Source organism: Sodalis sp. RH19 (assembly GCF_047324215.1).
Lineage (GTDB): Bacteria > Pseudomonadota > Gammaproteobacteria > Enterobacterales > Enterobacteriaceae > Acerihabitans.
The window spans coordinates 2,347,115-2,365,720 of sequence record NZ_CP178734.1 but is presented as its reverse complement, the minus strand read 5'-3'; the positions used below and the strand labels follow the sequence as shown (position 1 = coordinate 2,365,720).

The following is an 18,606-nucleotide window of genomic DNA, read 5'->3' as shown; positions in this document are numbered from 1 at the left end:
TTTCCTCAAAGAACGCAAGAAAACCAGCGGCTTGATGTGCCGCCGCAGGCGGACAGGCCGGCTCGTGCGGCCCCAGGCAGCGCTCTTCGCGCGGCAGGTGGGCCGGACGGGGCGACGGGCCGGAGAGTGGCGTTAAGGCCGCCCTGTAACGACGCGATGGAGGCCTGGGTAGCAGGGCTTAGCTTTTAAGCGCGGCGCAGGCGGCGGCTATACGGCGCCCCGCCTCGGCAACGGTGGCATCATCGGTGGCGATGGAAAGGCGGAAATAAGGTGACAAACCATAAGCGCTGCCGCCAATGCCTGATACGCCGCGCTCCAGCAGGTAATCAAGCACATCCGCCTCGTTTTCCAGCCGGCGGCCGTCCGGTCGCCGTTGTCCCAACAACCCCGCGCAACGGCAAAATACAAAAAAACTGCCTTGGGGCGGCAGCAGTTCCAGTCCATCCACGGCGCTAAGATATTCCACCAGCGTATCCCGGCGCCGCTGATAGCTGGCCACCTGCGGCGGCAGGAAATCCAGGCCGCCTTCAAACGCCGCCAGGGCCGCCGCCTGGCTCACCGAGCTGGCGCCCGAGGAGATCTGCGACTGGGTGACCACCATGGCCTGCGTCAACGTGGCCGGACCGGCGCCGTAGCCGATGCGCCAGCCGGTCATGGCATAGGTTTTCGACACGCCGCCCACCAGCAGCGCGCGGTCGCGCAAATCCGGCGCGACGTTCAGCAGCCCGATATGCCGGCGGCCGTCGAACAGGATATGTTCGTACAGTTCATCCAGCATCACCAGTACCTGGGGATGGCGGCGCAGCACCGCCGCCAGCGCCTCCAGCTCCTGGTGGGTATAGACCGCGCCGCTGGGATTGCCCGGGGTATTCAGCACCAGCCAGCGGGTACGCGGCCCGATGGCCTGTTCCAGCTGCGCCGGCAGCAGCTTGTAGCCCTGCTCCAAAGGGCAGGGCAGGAAACGCGGCTCGCCACCGTTAAAACGCACGCTGTCGGGGAAGGTGGGCCAGTATGGGGTAGGTACCAGCACGTCATCCCCATCATCCAGGGTGGCGGCGAATGCGTTGAAAATGATTTGCTTGGCGCCGTTGGCGATAACCACTTCCGCCAGGGGATAGATCAGCCGGTTTTCCCGCGCCAGCTTGCGCACAACGGCTTCCCGCAGTGCGCGCACCCCGGGGGTGGCGGTGTATTTGGTTTCACCTTTGGCGATGGCCCGGTAAGCCGCCTGCTTGATGGCGTCGGGAGTATCGAAATCCGGTTCGCCGGTTGTCAGGTCAAGGATATCCACCCCGGCGCTTTTTAATTCATTGGTACGTTGCTTGGCGGCGGCGTTGGCGGAGAGGGTCACCCGCTGGACACGGCGCGAAAGTTGGATACTCATTGTGGTTCCTCTGAAAAACGTTCTTTACGGGCGGGGCTCTTGGGCCGCGCTCAGGTCGCCGCCGGTAGCCCCAGGTTCTCGCGCAGAGTGGCGAAAGGGTAGGCGGTACGGAACAATCCGCGGCGCTGAAGTTCCGGGATCACCAGTTCAATAAACAGATCCAGCTGTTCCGGCATGATCGCGGGCATCACGTTAAAGCCGTCCGCCGCGTCCGCCTCCAGCCACTGCTGGAAGTCGTCGGCGATATCCCCGGCGCAGCCCACCACCACCCGGTGTCCACGGGAACCGGCGGCCACCGCCGCCAGCTCGCGCAGGGTCAAGCCATCGCGCGCCGCCAAATCGGTCAACAGCTTGATGCGACTTTGATTTCCCTCGCCGTCCGGCACCGGCGGTACCGGCCCGTCCAGCGGGTAGGCGCGCAGATCCAGACCAAAGCGGGCGGAGAACTGGTCAAGCCCGTTGTCGATATCCACCAGCGCGTTAAGCTGACGCCAGGTTTCCCGGGCCTCCTCACGGCTGCGGCCGACGATCGGCATCACCCCCGGCAAGATCAGCACTGCTTTGGGATCGCGTCCGGCGGCCGCCACCGCCTGTTTCTGGCTGCGATAAAACGCCCGTCCTTCCTCTAGGGAGGCGCTGGCGGTGAACACCACCTCGGCGGTCTGCGCCGCCAGCGTCTGGCCATCGGCCGAGGACCCGGCTTCAATAATCACCGGCCGCCCCTGGGGGGAGCGGGAAATGTTCAGCGGTCCCTGCACCGAAAAATGTTCGCCGTGATGGTTGATCGGCTGGATCTTGTCGTCGTCGAAATAGCGGCCGCTGGCCCGATCGGCCACCACCGCCCCATCCCGCCAGCCGTTCCACAGCTTAAATGCTACCTCGAGGAATTCACGCGCACGGGCGTAGCGCGTCGCGTGGTCGGGCATATCTTCCCGGCTGAAGTTGCGCGCCACATCAGTGGAATACGAGGTCACCACGTTCCAGGCGATCCGGCCCCGGCTGATATGATCCAGTGATGAAAATGCGCGGGCCAGCGTAAAGGGATCGCTGAAAGTGGTGGAGGCGGTAGCCGCCAGACCGATATGACGGGTGGAGACCGCCAGGGCGGCCAGCAGCGTCAGCGGCTCCAGCCGCGCCATGGTGGACGGCAGGCGGTGTACGCTGGTGGCCAGCGCGTCACCGACAAAAAACAGGTCAAATTTGGCGTCTTCGGCCTTACGCGCGATGCGCGTCAACCAGGCGATATCCGTGGGCGAACCAAGGTCGCCGGTGGCGCGCCAGCCGCCGACATGATGGCCAAGCGGCTGGACAAACAGTCCCAGCCTCAGTTGACGCGGCGGGGAAAGTTGAGATGACATACACACTCCTGTAAGGTCAGGTTCGGCCGGCGTATCCGCCGGCCGCCCTCGTCAGAACGTCTGGTCGGCGGCGGTGATAACAGCCCGTTCGATGGCCGCGGGCGCAAGCGAAAAGGGCAACAACGCCGCGCTGGCGGACGGAAACTTAAAACTGGCGGCAATATAGCGCGCCGCTTCGGTAAGACGATCGCCCAGGGGGATAAGATGCAGCGGCGCGTCATAGCGGCGCAGTTGTGTCAGCAGTTCGGCATCCGGCCCGTCGTTGCCCCGCGCCAGCAAGGATTGCACCAGCAGGCCGAACCCGACTTTTTCGCCGTGCAACCATCCGTGCAGTTCCGGCAGATGGGTCATCCGGTTGTGAATGGCATGAGCAACTCCCGGAGACGGGCTGTCGTCGCGCATGCTGTTGGCCAGGCCTGCCCCGGCGATATTGGCGTCGATCACTTTTTGCAGCGCGGGCGTTACCTGTTGGCGGGCGTTGGCCGCCAACGCCTGCTCGCCCCAGGCGTTAAAGATATCGCGCGCAAAGGCCGCCGCGTGGATTTTAAAATTGAGCGCGAGGCTGTCACCGTTTTTCGCCTGGTAGGGCTGGAATTCATACCATTTGGCCAACGCGTCGACAATGCCGGCTTTCAGGTAACGCACATCGCTGCGCGCGATGATTTCGCTGTCCACCAGCACCAGCGCCGGCATGCGTTTAAGCGCCAGGGTTCCTTCATGGCCGCCGCGTTCGTTATACATAATACTGATCGGGGACCAGGCCGCGCAGGTCGCGGCGATGGTGGGCATGGTGGCGACATTGCCGCCCTCCAGGCCGTCCGCCACCGCTTTCGCGCAGTCCAGCACGCGTCCGCCGCCGATGCCAATCACAAACGGCGCCGGCTGCCCGGCCAGCCGCGCCTGATGTTCAGCCACAGCAGCCCGGGTACATTCGCCTTGCAGATAACTCACGTCATAACCGATGCCGCTGGCCTCAAGACTGGCGGCGACCTGCGACGCCACCGCCTGCCAGGCGCGCGGGCTGGTAATGATGGCGACCCGGTCGGCAAAGGGCGCGATAAGGCCGCCCACACCGGCGCACAGTCCCGGTCGGGAGTAATAGGTTTGGGGCGATTTAATTGCGAGCACGGTATTACCTTAGTCGATTTCTTAGGAGTGCTTACCATAAGTCAGCGAGAAATAATAAAATCTCCTCACTCATTTGTAACCTTATTAAAAGATATAACTTATAGCGGGTGAATATAAAAGCGCCCGGCGCGACATGGTATATTCCCGGCCATTCTTCATACAGGACAATGAAAATGGCTTTTAATACGCGATGGGCCGCGCTGGCGCTGGTTATGGGCGTGGTTACTATGCTGATAGGCTGCGATAATTCGGGTTCGGCGGGGCAGGATAAGGTGATCCGCATCGGCGCCACGGGACAAAGTTTCCCCAGTTCCTATAAAGAAAACGATAAACTGGTGGGCTACGATGTGGAAGTGGCGGAAACCATCGCGCACGACCTGGGCTATAAAGTCGTCTGGACCACGGCCGATTTCAGCGGCCTGCTGGGACAATTGGAAGCAGGCAAGCTGGATAGCATCGCCAATAATTTCGTGGTAACGGCCAAACGCCAGGAAAAATATAATTTTTCCACTTCCTACCTGACCTACTCGTCGCAGATCGTCACCAGCACGCAGAATAAAGATATCAACTCGCTGGACGACCTGAAGGGCAAGACGGTGGCCGGGGTGCTGGGGTCGAATCATATTACCAACCTGCGCGCGGCGTTCCCGGACAATAGCATTGTCATACGTACTTATGAAACCCGCGACGGCGCCATGAGCGATACGCTGAATAACCGGGTGCAGGGCTATGTTAACTCCAAGCCGGTGCTGCTGGCAGAAATCAACAAGCATCAGCTGCCGCTGAAGCTAGTGGGCCCGGCGCTGACGGACGAAGGCGTCAGCTTCCCGTTTGCCAAAACGCCGCAAGGCGATCGGCTGCTGGGCCTGTATAACCAAGAACTGGATAAAATGCGCCAGGACGGCCGGTTGAAGGCGCTGTCGGAAAAGTATTTCGGCGACGATTTGAGCCAGGTGAAATAACGCCAAATTCCTTAGGATTATATCCCAGGCTAATGCGCCACCGGCTCCCCGGCCGGTGTTGCTATATCCCGTTGGGATTAGGATATATATTTCTGTTATAAGGCGCATTATTCTTCCGTGCTATAGTCCCACACTTAAAAAATTATTTAATCCGAGAAGTGTATGGCGTCCCATTTGATTGACTTTGTCCTGATTGGTAATAACTTTGGCACCCCGGAAATGCGCGAGGTGTGGTCGGAAAACAGCCGCCTGGCCCGGCAAATCGAGGTAGAAGTCGCCCTCGCCCTGGCGGAAGGCGAGCTGGGTGTGATCCCCGAGGCCGCGGCCCAAGCCATCGCCCGGCGCGCCGATGCCAGCCAGCTCAATCTTGACGACATTGCCCAATCCGCCGCCGAGATGAAACATTCCCTGATGCCGACCCTCGCCGCCCTGCAAAAACAGTGCGGCGACGCCGGTGAATATATTCATTATGGCGCCACCACCCAGGATATCGTCGATACCGCCACCGTGCTGCAACTGCGCCAGGCGTTTGGCATCATCGAACGCGATGCGACGTTGCTGGCGGTGGAACTCAGGCGCCTGGCAAAAAAATACCAGCACACCCCCATGACCGGCCGTACCCACGGCATGCAGGCGTTGCCAACAACGTTTGGCTTTAAGGTCGCGGTATGGCTGGATGAGTTTGTCCGCCACCTGACGCGCCTGCAGGAAATCAAAGCGCGCGCGCTGACCGGTAATATCAGCGGCGCGATCTGTACCTACGCCTCTTTCGGCCCGCAGGGTCCGGCGATTGAGCGGCTCACGCTCGACAAGCTGGGGCTGAACACCCCCAATATCGGCTGGCAGGCGGCGCGCGACCGTTTTTCCGAGTTTGCCTCGGTGGCGGTGCTGATCAGCGGAACGCTGGGTAAGATAGGCAATGAATTCTATAACCTGATGCGTTCCGAGATCAATGAAATCGAAGAGGCGTTCTCCGCCGGTAAAATCGGTTCCACCACCATGCCGCATAAACGCAACCCGGCGGCGCTGGAAGGTCTCGCCAGCCTGACGGCGCCGGTGCTGAAAAGCGCCGCCCTGATCTATGAATCGATGCATGTGGAACATGAGCGTGACGCCATGAGCTGGCGCGCGGAATGGATCGCCCTGCCGGAAATCTGCATTTACCTGTCCGCCCAGTTGCAGAACGCGCTGGGCATCCTACGCGGCATTACCGTCAATGAAGCGCAAATGCTGGCTAACCTGCATCTGCAGGGCGGGCTGCTGCTGTCGGAAAAGGTGATGTTTGAACTCGGCAAGACGCTCGGCAAACAAACCGCCCATCACCTGGTTTATGAATGCTCGATGCAGGCCTATGAACAAAAACGCCCGTTTAAAGAGGTGCTGCTGGCGCACCCGACGCTGCGCGCCACGGTGACGGAAAACCAACTGGACCATTGGCTCGACCCGACTAATTATCTCGGCAGCGCGCCGGAGAAGGTCGACGAGGTGATCCTGGCCGCCAACGCGTCCGGCCTGCTGCCGGCTGCGGACCTGGAGGCCAGATGAGCGCGGGGTATCGCCAACTCACGGTGGCGGACGCGGAGCCATTTCTGGCGCTGATGCACGCCGCCTATGCGCCTATCCGCGAGTTGGGCATCCACTTCGACGCCGCCACGGCGGATCTGGCGCGGGTCAGCCGTCATCTGGATGAGCATGGCGTCTACGGCATGTTTCTCGACGGTAAGCTGGTGGCCTCGGCGACGCTGCGCTATCCCTGGGGACCTTTGCCCGGTCCGTTCGGCCTGCCGCATATCGGCTGGTTCGGCGCCGATCCGGATTATCGCGGCCAGCGCCTGGGCAGCCAGATGCTGCAATGGCTGGAGCAGGCTATACTGTTGGGCCAGCTCAGGGCGCCGGCGGTCTCGCTGGGCACGGCCGAGAGTCACCCCTGGCTGGCCGAGATGTATCAGGCGCGCGGTTTCAAACCGATGCACAAGACGGATTTAGGCAAAGGTCATATCACCCTTTATATGAAAAAAATACTTGATGAAACACGCCATGCGATATGGCTGCAACGCACAGCGGCACAAGAGGCGGTAAAATGAAAACAGGTTCTATGGTATTAACCGCGCTGCTGGCCGCCACCCTGCTGTCAGGCTGTGACAAGCCGGGCGACGGCGGGAGTTCCGACGCCAAAACCATCCGCGTAGGCGCCACCGGGCTGAGTTTCCCCACCGCCTATAAAAAAGACGGTAAGCTGGTGGGCTTTGATGTGGAGTTAACCGAACAAATCGCCAAAGACCTCCATTATCGCGTCGAATGGGTCAACGCTGATTTCAGCGGTCTGATGGGGCAACTGGAAGGCGGCAAGCTTGATACGGTGGCTAACGCCGTCGCCATCACGCCGGCGCGCCGGGAGAAATATGATTTCTCCGGTCCGTACAGTTATTACGGCAGCCAACTGGTCACCAGCAGTACCAACACCAATATCAATACCCTCGACGATCTGAAAGGCAAAACCGTGGCCGGGGTGTTGGGTTCCAACCACGTGGCCAACCTCAAGAAGGCGTTCGGGGACAATACCATCACCATCCGCACGTATGAAAATCGCGACGGGGCCATGACCGACACCATGAATAAGCGCGTCGACGCCTATGTCAATGCGCGGCCGATACTGCTGGCGGAGATCAAGGAAAAGAGCCTGCCGCTGAAACTGGTCGGCGCGCCGCTGGTGGTCGAGCCGGTGGGGTATCCGTTCCATAAGGATGATAGCGGCCGGGCGCTTAAATCGGCGTTTGATCGGCAAATTGACGCCATGCGCGCGGATGGTCGTCTCAAGACGCTGTCAATTAAGTATTTTGGCGAGGATATCACCACTCCTCCAGCCGGCGCGGCTCACTAGGCCGGTTCTCGTTTTCACGCCCGCCAAGGTATCAGACGGCGGGCGTTATCTGAGTGCTTCTGCATGAATATCGATATCAGCTATTTGCTTAAAGTCTTCCCGCTCATCATCAGCTATTTGCCGATGACGATGTTTCTGGCGGTGGTATCCATGATCATCGCCATGGTTGTCGGCCTGATGCTGTCGCTGTTGCGCACCAGTAAAATCTGGCTGCTCAGTAAAGCGGTCGAGCTGTATATTTCCCTGTTTCGCGGCATGCCGGCGCTGGTACAGCTGTTTATAATCTACTTTGGCTTACCGCAGCTTATTCCCTCGCTGACCGGCCTGACGGCCACTGCGGCGGCCATCATCGGCTTTAGCCTCAAGACGTCGGCGTATATGGCGGAAATCTATCGCGCGGGGCTGGCCTCTGTAGATCCGACCCAAACCGAGGCCGGGCTGTCGATTGGCATGCGCAAGGGGCAAATTTATCGTCGCATCGTGCTGCCGCAGGCGATGCTCAATGCGCTGCCGGCCACCGGCAACACTTTTATCTCGCTGATCAAAGAAACGTCGGTGGCGTTTGCCCTGGGCGTGTCCGAACTGTTTGCGGAAGGCAAAATGATCGCGGCCGAGTCCCTGCGCTATTTTGAAACCTTCCTGGTGGTGGGTCTGGTGTACTGGCTGGTAATCATCTGCTACGCTCGTCTGCAGGCCCTGCTTGAGAAAAAACTTAGCCACTCGCTGCAACGCTAGGATGACATTATGATCACAGCCAAAAATCTCTATAAACGTTTTGGTGACCAGGTAGTGTTGGACAATATCAGCATCGACATCGCCGCCGGCGAAGTGGTTGCCATTATCGGACCTTCGGGCTCGGGGAAATCAACGCTGCTGCGCTGCCTGAACCTGCTGGAAAAACCCGAATCCGGCATCATCCAGATTGACGACGTCACTCTTGATACCGAGCATTATACCACCCGGGAAGAGTACGCCCTGCGCAGCCAGACGGCGATGGTGTTCCAGAACTACAGCCTGTTTAAAAACAAAACCGCGCTGGAAAATATCACCGAAGGCCTGTTGGTGGTGAAAAAGCTGCCCCGCAGGCAGGCGGTGGAAATGGGCATGTCGCTGCTGGAGCAGGTCGGCCTGGCGGATCAGGCGCATCAGTATCCGGTGACCCTGTCCGGCGGCCAGCAACAGCGGGTCAGCATCGCGCGGGCGCTGGCGGTCAACCCGAAAGCGATTTTGTTTGACGAACCCACCTCGGCGCTGGATCCTGAACGGGTGCATGAGGTCTTGCAGGTGATTCAGACGCTCGCCAAGCGCAAGACCACCATGGTGATTGTCACCCATGAAATGCAGTTTGCCAAAGAGGTGGCCGACCGGGTGATCTTTATGGCGGACGGACACATTATTGAACAGGGGCCGGCGGAACAGATCATCAATTTTTCCGACAATCCGCAGACCCGGCGCTTCCTGAGGCAGTTGATCAATATCGAAACCCCCAGCGAGTTTTCTATTTAGGTGATTTACCGGCGCAGCGCCCGCATCCCCCCGGCGGTATGCTGGCAGGCCGCGTCCGGCCAGCGCCCGCCAGGCTGCGGGCCAATACGCGTTTTGACTGATGGAGTAACGCAATGACCATCCCTCCCGAGTATCAGGACCTGGCGCAACAGATCCAGGACTTTCGCCACCACCTGCACCGGCACCCCGAACTGTCCAACCAGGAATTTGAAACCACCGCGAAAATCCGCGCCGCGCTCGAGCGTGAGGGCATCCGCATTCTCGACTTGCCGTTAAAAACCGGCCTGGTGGCGGAAATCGGCGGCCTGCAGCCCGGCCCGCTGGTAGTACTGCGCGCCGATATCGACGCGTTGCCAATCAACGAGGAATCCGGCGTCGAGTACACCTCCGAAAACCCCGGCGTGATGCATGCCTGCGGCCATGATTTTCATAGTTCGGCCGCACTCGGCGCCGCCATCCTGCTCAAGCGCCGGGAGGAGGGATTACAGGGCAGGGTGCGCGTGCTGTTCCAGGCGGCGGAAGAAACCGGCCTGGGTGCGCCGGATCTGATTGCCACCGGCGCGCTGGACGACGCCGCGGTCATTTTCGGCATCCATAACGATCCCACCCTGCCGGTGGGCGTGGTGGGCGGCAAGGACGGCGCGCTGACGGCGGGCGTGGACAGGTTCGAGATCAAGATCGCCGCCAAAGGCTCCCATGCCGCCAAGCCGCACGAGGGCAACGATCCCATTATTATCCTCGGCCAGCTGATCGGCGCGGTGCAAACCCTGATCAGCCGCAACGTGCCGTCCAACAACAATGCCGTGGTATCCATCACCCAGGTCCACAGCGGCAGCACATGGAATGTGATCCCGGATACCGCCTATATCGAGGGCACGGTGCGGACTTTCAGCCAGGACGTGCGCGATCTTATCGAGCAGCGCTTCCGCCAGCTGGTGCAAGGCATCGCCGAGGCCTATGGGGCGCAGCTGGAATTTTTATGGCACGCCGGGCCGCCGTCGGTAGTGAATACGCCGGAATGGGTGGCTTTTGCCCTGGAACAGGCCACCGAGACCGGCTTTGAGGCAAGGCGCGTCGACGCCAGCCCCATCGGCGAGGATTTCGCCTTTTACCAGCAGAAACTGCCCGGCACCTTCATGATGGTCGGATCCGGCGGCCCCCATGCGCTGCACCACCCGAAATTTCGCGTGGACGATCGCGCTTTATTCCCCACCGCCCGTTATCTTGCGCGCCTGGCCGGCGAAGCGCTGAAGTCGCTGGCGTAGCATGAGCGAAACGCTCACCCGGCGGCTGGCGACGCTTATCGTCGACACCCGGCCAGACGAAACGGCGCGGGGAAAATCCCGGGCCGGAGTGCTGGACTATCTGGCGGTGACCCTCCCGGTGCTGCTTGGACGCGTGGCTGACAGCGGCCTGGTTTGCCTGCGCCGGGTCTATGACGGCCGGGATGCGCGCACGCGGGCGCTGCTGCTGGGTTATGCCGGCCATGCGCTGGACTATGATGATTTTCACCCCGACTTTCGTGGCCATCCCAGCACCGTGATCCTGCCGGCGCTGTTCGCCCTGGCCGCAGAGCATCCGACGGTCGGCGCCGCGAGGTTTCTCGACGCCTATGCCGTCGGGGTGGAAGCGGCGGGGCGGCTGGGATTGGCCGCCGGCCGCCGGCATTACGCCATGGGTTTTCACAGCACCGGCACCCTGGGCACGCTGGCGGCAACGGCGGCGGCGGCGCGGCTGGTGAAGGCCGACGCCGGTGCGACGGCGGTGATGCTGGGCATTGCCGCCACTCAAGCCAGCGGGCTGCGCGCGCAGACCGGTTCCGCAGCGAAACCCTTGCATGCCGGACTGGCGGCGCAGGCCGCGGTGGCCGCTTGCCAGCTCGCGTTGGCGGGGTTTTCCGGACAGCCTGACGGGATTATCGAGGATTTTCTGGCGGCCAGCTGTGGCGGCCGACAGGATCCGGACCTGTTGACCGACCGTTGGGGCGAACCTTGGCGCATTGTCACTCCCGGGCTGGAGTTCAAGCCGTATGCCGCCTGCAGCGGTACCCACAGCGCCGCCGATGCGGCGCGCCGGTTACGCCGGCAGTGGCTGGACAGCGGCCATACCCTCGACGCGCTGCTGGATAGGCTTGATCATATCGAGGTGGCGTTTCCGCCGGGCGGCGATCTCGCGCCCTCGGTGCGCCGGCCCCGTAACGGTATGGAAGCGCGCTTTAGCCTGGAATACGTTATCGCCGCCGGCCTGTTGCTTGATGATCTTACCCTTGCGGAATTTGCCGAAGGGCCGGTGAATCCGGCGATTTCGGCGCTGGCGCAGCGGGTCAGCCGCTGTCCCGACCCACTGGCGCCTCCCGATGAGCTGGACCCCTCCGCCCGTTTCCATCAGGTGACGCTATTTTTCCATCACGATGCGCCGCTGCGTTGTAAGGTGACGCGCCGGGAGAGCCTGTCCCATCCGGTGGACCTGTCGCATAAGCTGCGGCGCTGCCTGGCGGGTGAAACGGATGCGACGATCGACGCCATCGAAAGCCTGAGCCGCCTGGATTCACCCTCGGCGCTGTCCCGGCTGGGGACGTTACTCCTGTCGGCGCTTCATCAGCCCCGCCGATAGACGCGCTTTACGCTTGACTCATCCCGCCGGCCTCCGCGTTTCACTTGCGCGCCGCGGCCGCTCCCTGCCCGCCGCGCCCCGGCACGCTTAATGATGTCCGTGCCGCAATCGATGCTTACCCACCGCTGCTTTCCGGCCGACGTGACACCGCGACCGGCGGCTCAAAGACCCTGACTTCCGGCGCCTCGCCCGCAAAACGGCCGACGCGCACCACGGTAATCTGACCGGCGCAGCCCTGGCTGAGCGAAGAGGTGCCGATGTCCAGCGTCAGCACATTGGGATTGCCATGGCGGCAGACGGGTCTCTCCGCCAACGGATCCACCGGATCGTACCAGGCGCCGGTCGGCAACTGTACCACCCCCGGCATAATACGCGCGCTCACCTCAGCGCTAGCCAGCACCGTGCCGCGGCCGTTGACCAGCTCAACCACGTCGCCGGTGGTTATGCCGAGGCGCCGCGCGTCGTCGGGATTCAGGCAACATATCTCGCGCCCGCCGCGTTTGCGGCTGACGCTGTACTGTCCGAAATCAAGCTGGCTGTGCAGACGCGATTCGGGCTGGTTGGCAATCAGATAAAAAGGATGCTGTTCGTCGGGCCGTTGTTGCGGCTCAAGCCACACCGGATGTCCCGGACAGTCCGCATAACCAAAGCCGGCGATGGTCTGGGAGAAAATCTCGATTTTGCCGCTCGGGGTCGGCAGCGGATTGCGCTCCGGATCCTGGCGAAATGCCCGCAGCAGCCGGCCTCCATCCCGATCCTGCGGCAGTTCCAGGATGCCCTGCTGCCAGAATGTGGCAAAATCAGGCACGCTGACGTCACGTTCACGCAGACGTTCACGCATCTGCTGATAGAGATGCGCCAGCCATTCTCGGGCGCTGCGTCCCTCGGTAAACGCCGCTTCCCGGCCGAGCCGCCGAGCCAGTTCGGTAAAAATGGCGTAATCATCCTTCGCTTCGCCGTAAGGCGTGGCCGCCTGCTGCATGGCAACCAGATACCGGTCCGTCGGTGCGCCGCCGATGTCTTCCCGCTCCAGCGTCATGGTGGCGGGCAGCACGATATCGGCATGACGCGCCGTTGCCGTCCAGGCGGTCTCATGCACGATCAGCGTATCAAGCCGGCAAAACGCCCGGCGCAGGCGCGCCAAGTCCTGATGGTGATGGAACGGATTGCCGCCCGCCCAATAGGCTAGCCGGATGGTCGGATAGGTAAGATGGCGCCCGTTGTAAACGAATTTTTCACCGGGATGCAGCAGCATATCGGCCACGCGCGCCACCGGGATAAACCGGTCGATACCGTTTTTACCCTGCGGCAGCGCCGGGAATGCCACCTGGTTGTGGTGCTTGCCGTAATGGCCCAGCGCGCCCAGCGCATAAGCGTAGCCCCCGCCCGGCAGTCCCGGCTGCCCCAACGCCGCCGCCAGCACGAGCCCGAGCCATACCGGCTGCTCGCCGTGCTCCGCCCGCTGCAGCGAGTGCGCCACGGTCACCATCACCCTGCGTCCATGTAACTGGGCCGCCAGCGCGTCGATACGCGCTGCGGGGATGCCGCAGATGGGCGCCGCCCAGGCGGCATCGCGGACCTGTCCGTCCACGTCGCCGCGGATATAGGCCACCAGCTTTTCCCAACCGACGCAGTAACGTGCCAGGAACGCCGCATCAATCCACTGGCGGTTTGCCAATATGTGCAGCAGCGCGAGGATCAGCGCCGCGTCGGTGCCGGGACGTATCGGCAGCCACTCACCCCGGGCCTCGGCGGGCAGATCGCTTTCCAGCGGGCTGACCGAGATAAAAGTTGCGCCGCGCCGCGCCGCCTGGTCTATAAAACCGCGCTCAGTGTGTTCGCTCATCCCGCCGCTGGCCACCTGGGAGTTTTTTAACGCCAGGCCGCCGAAGGAGATCATGACCTCGGTGTGCTGCGCGATTTCCTGCCAACTGACGCCGCGGCGGGCGATTTCGTTGATATCGCCGATGATATGCGGCAGCAGGACAGACGACGCGCCGGAGCTATAGCTGTTGACCGAGCGGACGTAACCGCCGAGCGTGGTATTAAGGAAACGATGCACCTGGCTTTGGGCGTGATGAAAGCGTCCGGCGCTGGACCAGCCGTAGGAACCGCCAAATATCGCCTCCGGTCCGGATACACCCGCTACCCGTTGCAACTCGGCGGCCACCCGCTCATAGGCCTCCGGCCAGCTCAGGGCGACATACTCGTCCGCGCCCCGGCGGTTATCGGGGCCCGGGCCCTGTTCCAGCCAACCGCGCCGCACCATTGGACCCGCGATACGCGCCTGATGGCTGAGGGCGTTGGCCATGTTCTGCAGCAGCGGGCTGGGATCGGGATCGCCGCTGAACGGGGTAATGACCAGCCGGTCATCCTGCCAGCGGGCGGTGAAAGCCCCCCAATGGGAGCTGTGGGTTTTGTGATGGGTCGAGGTCATCATGGGTATCCAGGTGAAATAGCAAGCCCGTGATTTACAGCACGGTTGCCAGAAAGTGCCGCACGCGATGATTTTGCGGATCGTCCAGCACACGGTTCGCCGGACCGGCGGCGATAATTTTACCTTCTTCCATAAAAACGACGTTATCCGCCACTTCACGCGCGAAACCAATTTCGTGGGTAACAATTACCATGGTGATGCCTGAGTGCGCCAGCGCTTTAATCACCTGCAGCACTTCTCCCACCAGCTCCGGATCCAGCGCCGATGTCGGCTCATCAAACAGCAGAACCGCCGGATCCATTGCCAGCGCACGGGCAATGGCGACGCGTTGCTGCTGCCCACCGGAAAGCTGCTGCGGCCAGTCGTTTTCCCGTTCGGCCAGCCCGACCTGCCGCAATAGCAGCCGCGCCTTGTTGGTAGCCTGCTGGCGGCTCAGTTTTTTCACCAGCATGGGCGCATCGATGATGTTCTGCAGCACCGTGCGGTGCGAAAAGAGGTTAAATTGCTGGAACACCATGCCGATCCGGCTGCGCTGAAGCGCAATCTCGCGGCTGCCTAATTCATGGAGCGCCTGTCCTTTCTGCCGGTAGCCCACCAGTTCTCCGCCGATAAGAATGGTACCGCCATCAAGCTTTTCCAGATGGTTGATGCACCGCAGCAGGGTAGATTTGCCGGATCCGGACGGCCCGAGGATCACCGTCACCGAGCCGGCGGGAATCTCGAGGGTAACATTATCGAGGATCGTGTTGCCGGAAAAGCGTTTGGTGACTTTGCGCAGGGTGATAGTCTCAGCCATTGTTTAGCCTCCCGATCTTCAGGCTATAAAACAACAGATTGCGTTTCGCCCGATCCTGGCTTGGCTGGCGGATAACGCTGCGGCTAAAATAACGCTCAACGTAATACTGGCCCACCGACAGGACCGAGGTCATCAGCAGATACCACAGCGTCGCCACCAGCAACAGCGGGATTACCTGGTAGGTGCGCTGGTAGATAATTTGCGCCGAGAACAGCACATCCTGCAGCGCGATCACCGAGACCACCGCGGTGGTCTTCAACTGGCCGATAATTTCGTTGCCGGCCGGCGGCAAAATGGCCCGCATCGCCTGCGGCAAGATGGTGTGGCGAAAGATCTGCGCCGGGCGATAGCCCAGCGCCCGCGCCGCTTCCAGTTGGCCATGCCCGACGCTTTGGATCCCTGCGCGCACGATTTCCGCGGCATAGGCGGACTGGTGCATCACCAGCGCGATCACCGCCGCGCTGAACGGGCTTATCAGGGTGTTGGCGTCGGCGCTCCACAGCGCGCCGACGCCGGGCAGGGCCAGGGAAATCTTGGGATAGAGCGCGGCGATATTGTACCAGAGGAACAGCTGTACCAGCATCGGCACGCCGCGAAAGAACCAGGTATAAGCCCAGCTTACCGCCACCAGCAGCGGATTGGACGAAAGGCGCATCAGCGCCAGCACGGTGCCGAAGGCAAAACCGAACAAGACTGAAATGACGGTCAGTTGCAGCGTCATCAGCACGCCGCGCAGGATGGATTCCTCGGTAAAGCTCCCGATAATAGTCTGCCACTCGAAGCGGGGATTGGACATCATAGAATGGATGGCGGCGCACAGCAGGAGCAGCACGAAAAACGCGCTGACCCAGCGGCCGTAATAGCGTTTGCCGACGATCCTCAGCTCATCGGCTTCGGTTTCCTGCGGTGTACTGTTCATTGGAATATCTCTTCGTTTCGTTTTGCTTCTTTCACGGCGCCATAGCCGATCCCCCAACGATCGAGGATTTTTTGATAGCTGCCGTCCTGGATAAGGGAATTGAGCGCGGCCTGCACCGGTTCTTCCAACGGCGACTGTTTGGGGAAAGCGATGGAAACCGGCGCGTCATCCACGCTGATCTCGCCGCTCATGGCCAGCGCTTTCACCAGGTTGACCTGCCAGGTGAGTCCTTCGTAAGGGCCGAAAAACAGCGGCACGCGCCCGCTGACCACGGCCTGCACCCCGGCGGGGCGGTCTGGGAACACCGCGATGTTAATCGGCGGTTTGCCCTGCTCCACGCACTGTTTGCTGGCGGCGTCGAGACGGGTCAGCTGGGTAGTGCCGGCCCCGCCGCCGACCTGTTTGCCGCACACCGCCAATAACGAGGTAAAAGGGGCGACATTGGCGTCTTTACGGGAAATAACCCCGAGCCGGGAAGCGTTGTAATAGCCGATAAAATCAATTTGCTGCAAGCGCGTCTTGGTGGCGTTGATATTGGACAGCGCCACGTCATACCGGCCCGACTTCAGCCCGGGAATAATGTTGTCGAACCCGCCGGTATCCTGCCAGTGCACCGTCACGCCCAGCCGTTCGGCAACGGCGTTCATGATATCGATTTCACGTCCCGCCAGCGTGCGGTTGTCTTCCTGGAAAAAAGTAGTGGGCGGCGTATTGGGGTTGGTGCCGGCAATAATATAGCCCCGGGTCACAATATCGGCGGGCAGTTTATTTTTCAGCCTTTCATCGCTCTTGACGTGAAACGAACTGGCCGTGGGAACATTCTGCTCGGCCGCCCAGGCGTTATGCGCGCCCGCCATCATGAAAAGCGATATAAAACCATGGGATAACTTCATTAAAGGCTTCTCTCCAGATGAAATATGACAAAGGGGCCTGCGTGCAGACCTTAGATAGATAAACATTCAAATTAGATAAAGGCGGAAGCGGTCAGGGCGCTTAGGCAAACGTCGGTCTGGCAACGGTTTCGGCATATTGTCCACTCATTAATAGATTGTCATGGAATACCGACGACCTTCACAAGTGACAAAATTCGCTAAGCTTATAAGAAATTTTGGAATGACCCGCGCCGGGAACGGTGATTGCGCCCCTGAGGCCGGGCCGTGTGACCCTACCCCAATAATGAGCGGAGCAAAGTCGGGGGGCAGGTCAATTCTTTCTCGCCACATGCGTTAGAATGCCTGGAATATGTCGATGTGATCACTCCGAATAAAACCGAGGCCTCACCGCTTTCCGGCAGCGATGTACAGGATTTGACCAGTGCCAAAGAAGCCGTGCAACGCATTGTCAAGCAGGGTGCGCAGCGGGTGATTATCACCATGGGGCCGCTGCTGCTTGATGCGGGCCAGTTCCAGCAACCGGGACACCACCGGCGCGGGTGACGCTTTTAACGGCGCGTTTGCGGCAGCATTGGCCCGCGGCGAGTCGGTGGTGCAAGGAGAATGAGATGACTAAAATTGGAGGTATTGTGCCGGTTATGTTGACTCCCTTTACCCCCGATAACCACATTGACTATGACGGCCTGGCGCGCCTGATTGACTGGTATCTGGAGAAAGGCGTCGATGCATTATTCGCGGTGTGTCAGTCGAGCGAAATGCACTTCCTCAGTCTGGATGCGCGGGCGGAACTGGCACGATCCGTGGGGTGACGGTGGTTAAACTCGGCGAGATTACATGGCCGGCGCCGCCCATCGAGGTCTCTGCGCAGCCGGCGAAGCCCCTGCCGGCAGCCATCGTTAAACCCTTGGCTAAGCCGATTGCGCCCTGGGAAAAATACGTTCTGCTGGTGGTAGGAATAGTGCTGTTTGGTCGGCTGGCCAACGTGGCGCCGCAGGCGTTCTTGTCGCATTTTACCGTATTCGCGCTGGCGTGCGTGGTGGGCGATTATGTGGTTTGGAACGTCAGCCATGCGCTGCATACGCCCTTGATGTCGGTAACCAACGCTATTTCCGGGATCATCGTGGTGGGGGCGTTGCTGCAGATGGGTCACCGCGGCCGCGGTTGGCGCGCCGTTCCCGCAGCGCCGGTCCGCCCTAGGTGTCCTTGGCGTGGATGCCGCGTCTCATCTTGGCCAGAATTTGCACCAGGGCCTCGCGTTCTTCGGGGGACAACGTCTGCAATAAGCTGTCCGAGACCTGTTCAGCCACGGGCCGGGCAAGATTCAGCATAGTGCGGCCCTGCTTGGTGAGCCGGATAAGACGCCGGCGGCTATCGGCGGCATCCGGGTGCCGGACAATCAGCTGCCTGGTTTCCATGCGTCCAAGCATTTCCGCCAGGGTTGCCTTGGTGGTGGCGCTAGCCTGCCCGAGCGCGGCCTGATCGAGTCCTTCGGGCGAGGTGGCGAGCGCTTCCAAAACCGCATATTGCGGTTTGGTTAGTTCGGGCATCAGCAAGGTCCAGCGGGCGGTATGCTCCTGCAGGACAACGCGCATGAGGTGGAATAAGGTCTTGTCAAACATCCGCTCTATATCCTGTCCGGTAGTTCCCCGTTCACGCCCGTTTGGCGGGGCGGGTATTATCTCCGCTACGTTTGGCGTGCACAAGCAAATCCCGCCATTGATGCATGCCG

16 protein-coding genes and 3 pseudogenes are annotated in these 18,606 nt (G+C 61.1%); 11 read left to right on the top strand and 8 right to left on the bottom strand.

All coding sequences use genetic code 11. The features are described 5' to 3' along the window. Positions 1–178 precede the first annotated feature (178 nt). The 3 genes from ACL2XF_RS10695 to ACL2XF_RS10685 are packed head-to-tail and all read right to left on the bottom strand — an operon-like array spanning position 179 to position 3,870. Complete coding sequence (locus ACL2XF_RS10695; RefSeq protein WP_410015499.1) at positions 179–1,384, bottom strand: aminotransferase class I/II-fold pyridoxal phosphate-dependent enzyme; 1,206 nt, start codon at positions 1,382–1,384, stop codon at positions 179–181. Between the two features lie 50 nt (positions 1,385–1,434). After that, complete coding sequence (locus ACL2XF_RS10690) at positions 1,435–2,742, bottom strand: LLM class flavin-dependent oxidoreductase (protein ID WP_413728561.1); 1,308 nt, start codon at positions 2,740–2,742, stop codon at positions 1,435–1,437. Positions 2,743–2,793: 51 nt separating this feature from the next. Next, a complete protein-coding gene (locus tag ACL2XF_RS10685) occupies positions 2,794–3,870 on the bottom strand; it encodes an iron-containing alcohol dehydrogenase family protein (RefSeq protein WP_413728560.1) in 1,077 nt (358 codons plus the stop codon). A 167-nt stretch (positions 3,871–4,037) separates the two neighbouring features. Between ACL2XF_RS10685 and ACL2XF_RS10680 the strand changes: the two genes are divergently transcribed. From ACL2XF_RS10680 to ACL2XF_RS10645, 8 genes are all read left to right on the top strand, one after another. Next, positions 4,038–4,832, top strand: a complete 795-nt coding sequence (locus ACL2XF_RS10680; protein ID WP_410015496.1) for an amino acid ABC transporter substrate-binding protein — start codon at positions 4,038–4,040, stop codon at positions 4,830–4,832. Between the two features lie 162 nt (positions 4,833–4,994). After that, entirely contained in the window at positions 4,995–6,377 is a 1,383-nt protein-coding gene (gene purB, locus ACL2XF_RS10675; RefSeq protein WP_410015495.1) for an adenylosuccinate lyase, read from the top strand. Continuing rightward, positions 6,374–6,916: a GNAT family N-acetyltransferase gene (locus ACL2XF_RS10670; protein WP_410015494.1), complete on the top strand. Its 543-nt coding sequence runs from the start codon at positions 6,374–6,376 to the stop codon at positions 6,914–6,916. The genes purB and ACL2XF_RS10670 overlap by 4 nt, the downstream gene beginning before the upstream one ends. Further along, positions 6,913–7,713, top strand: coding sequence for an amino acid ABC transporter substrate-binding protein (locus ACL2XF_RS10665; protein ID WP_413722576.1), 801 nt, complete (start codon positions 6,913–6,915; stop codon positions 7,711–7,713). The genes ACL2XF_RS10670 and ACL2XF_RS10665 overlap by 4 nt, the downstream gene beginning before the upstream one ends. Before the next feature lie 63 nt (positions 7,714–7,776). Further along, entirely contained in the window at positions 7,777–8,448 is a 672-nt protein-coding gene (locus ACL2XF_RS10660; protein ID WP_162364154.1) for an amino acid ABC transporter permease, read from the top strand. Positions 8,449–8,457: 9 nt separating this feature from the next. Beyond that, complete coding sequence (locus ACL2XF_RS10655; protein ID WP_410015492.1) at positions 8,458–9,219, top strand: amino acid ABC transporter ATP-binding protein; 762 nt, start codon at positions 8,458–8,460, stop codon at positions 9,217–9,219. Positions 9,220–9,332: 113 nt separating this feature from the next. After that, complete coding sequence (locus tag ACL2XF_RS10650) at positions 9,333–10,484, top strand: amidohydrolase (RefSeq protein WP_410015491.1); 1,152 nt, start codon at positions 9,333–9,335, stop codon at positions 10,482–10,484. A gap of 1 nt (position 10,485) precedes the next feature. Then, complete coding sequence (locus ACL2XF_RS10645) at positions 10,486–11,832, top strand: MmgE/PrpD family protein (RefSeq protein ID WP_410015490.1); 1,347 nt, start codon at positions 10,486–10,488, stop codon at positions 11,830–11,832. A gap of 115 nt (positions 11,833–11,947) precedes the next feature. Here the strand turns inward: ACL2XF_RS10645 and ACL2XF_RS10640 are convergent, their stop codons facing one another. The 4 genes from ACL2XF_RS10640 to ACL2XF_RS10625 are packed head-to-tail and all read right to left on the bottom strand — an operon-like array spanning position 11,948 to position 16,877. Next, positions 11,948–14,272, bottom strand: coding sequence for a molybdopterin-dependent oxidoreductase (locus tag ACL2XF_RS10640; protein WP_413728559.1), 2,325 nt, complete (start codon positions 14,270–14,272; stop codon positions 11,948–11,950). A 31-nt stretch (positions 14,273–14,303) separates the two neighbouring features. Continuing rightward, positions 14,304–15,065: an amino acid ABC transporter ATP-binding protein gene (locus ACL2XF_RS10635; RefSeq protein ID WP_410015488.1), complete on the bottom strand. Its 762-nt coding sequence runs from the start codon at positions 15,063–15,065 to the stop codon at positions 14,304–14,306. Then, positions 15,058–15,984 carry an amino acid ABC transporter permease gene (locus tag ACL2XF_RS10630; protein WP_410015487.1) on the bottom strand — a complete coding sequence of 309 codons (927 nt, stop codon included), beginning with the start codon at positions 15,982–15,984 and terminating at the stop codon, positions 15,058–15,060. Before ACL2XF_RS10630 ends, ACL2XF_RS10635 begins: the two co-directional genes overlap by 8 nt. Further along, positions 15,981–16,877 (bottom strand): ABC transporter substrate-binding protein, encoded by an 897-nt coding sequence (locus ACL2XF_RS10625; RefSeq protein WP_413728558.1) that lies wholly within the window; start codon positions 16,875–16,877, stop codon positions 15,981–15,983. Before ACL2XF_RS10625 ends, ACL2XF_RS10630 begins: the two co-directional genes overlap by 4 nt. Positions 16,878–17,195: 318 nt before the next feature. Between ACL2XF_RS10625 and ACL2XF_RS10620 the strand changes: the two are divergent. From ACL2XF_RS10620 to ACL2XF_RS10610, 3 pseudogenes are all read left to right on the top strand, one after another. After that, positions 17,196–17,475: pseudogene (locus ACL2XF_RS10620) on the top strand (PfkB family carbohydrate kinase); the annotation flags it as partial. 10 nt (positions 17,476–17,485) lie between these two features. Then, positions 17,486–17,680: pseudogene (locus ACL2XF_RS10615) on the top strand (dihydrodipicolinate synthase family protein); the annotation flags it as partial. Then, positions 17,674–18,033 (top strand): annotated as a pseudogene (locus tag ACL2XF_RS10610) (proton-translocating transhydrogenase family protein); the annotation flags it as partial. The pseudogenes ACL2XF_RS10615 and ACL2XF_RS10610, both read left to right, overlap by 7 nt. 37 nt (positions 18,034–18,070) lie before the next feature. Here the strand turns inward: ACL2XF_RS10610 and ACL2XF_RS10605 are convergent. Next, on the bottom strand, positions 18,071–18,496 hold the full coding sequence (locus ACL2XF_RS10605; protein WP_410015485.1) for a MarR family winged helix-turn-helix transcriptional regulator: 426 nt from the start codon (positions 18,494–18,496) through the stop codon (positions 18,071–18,073). Positions 18,497–18,606 lie beyond the last annotated feature (110 nt).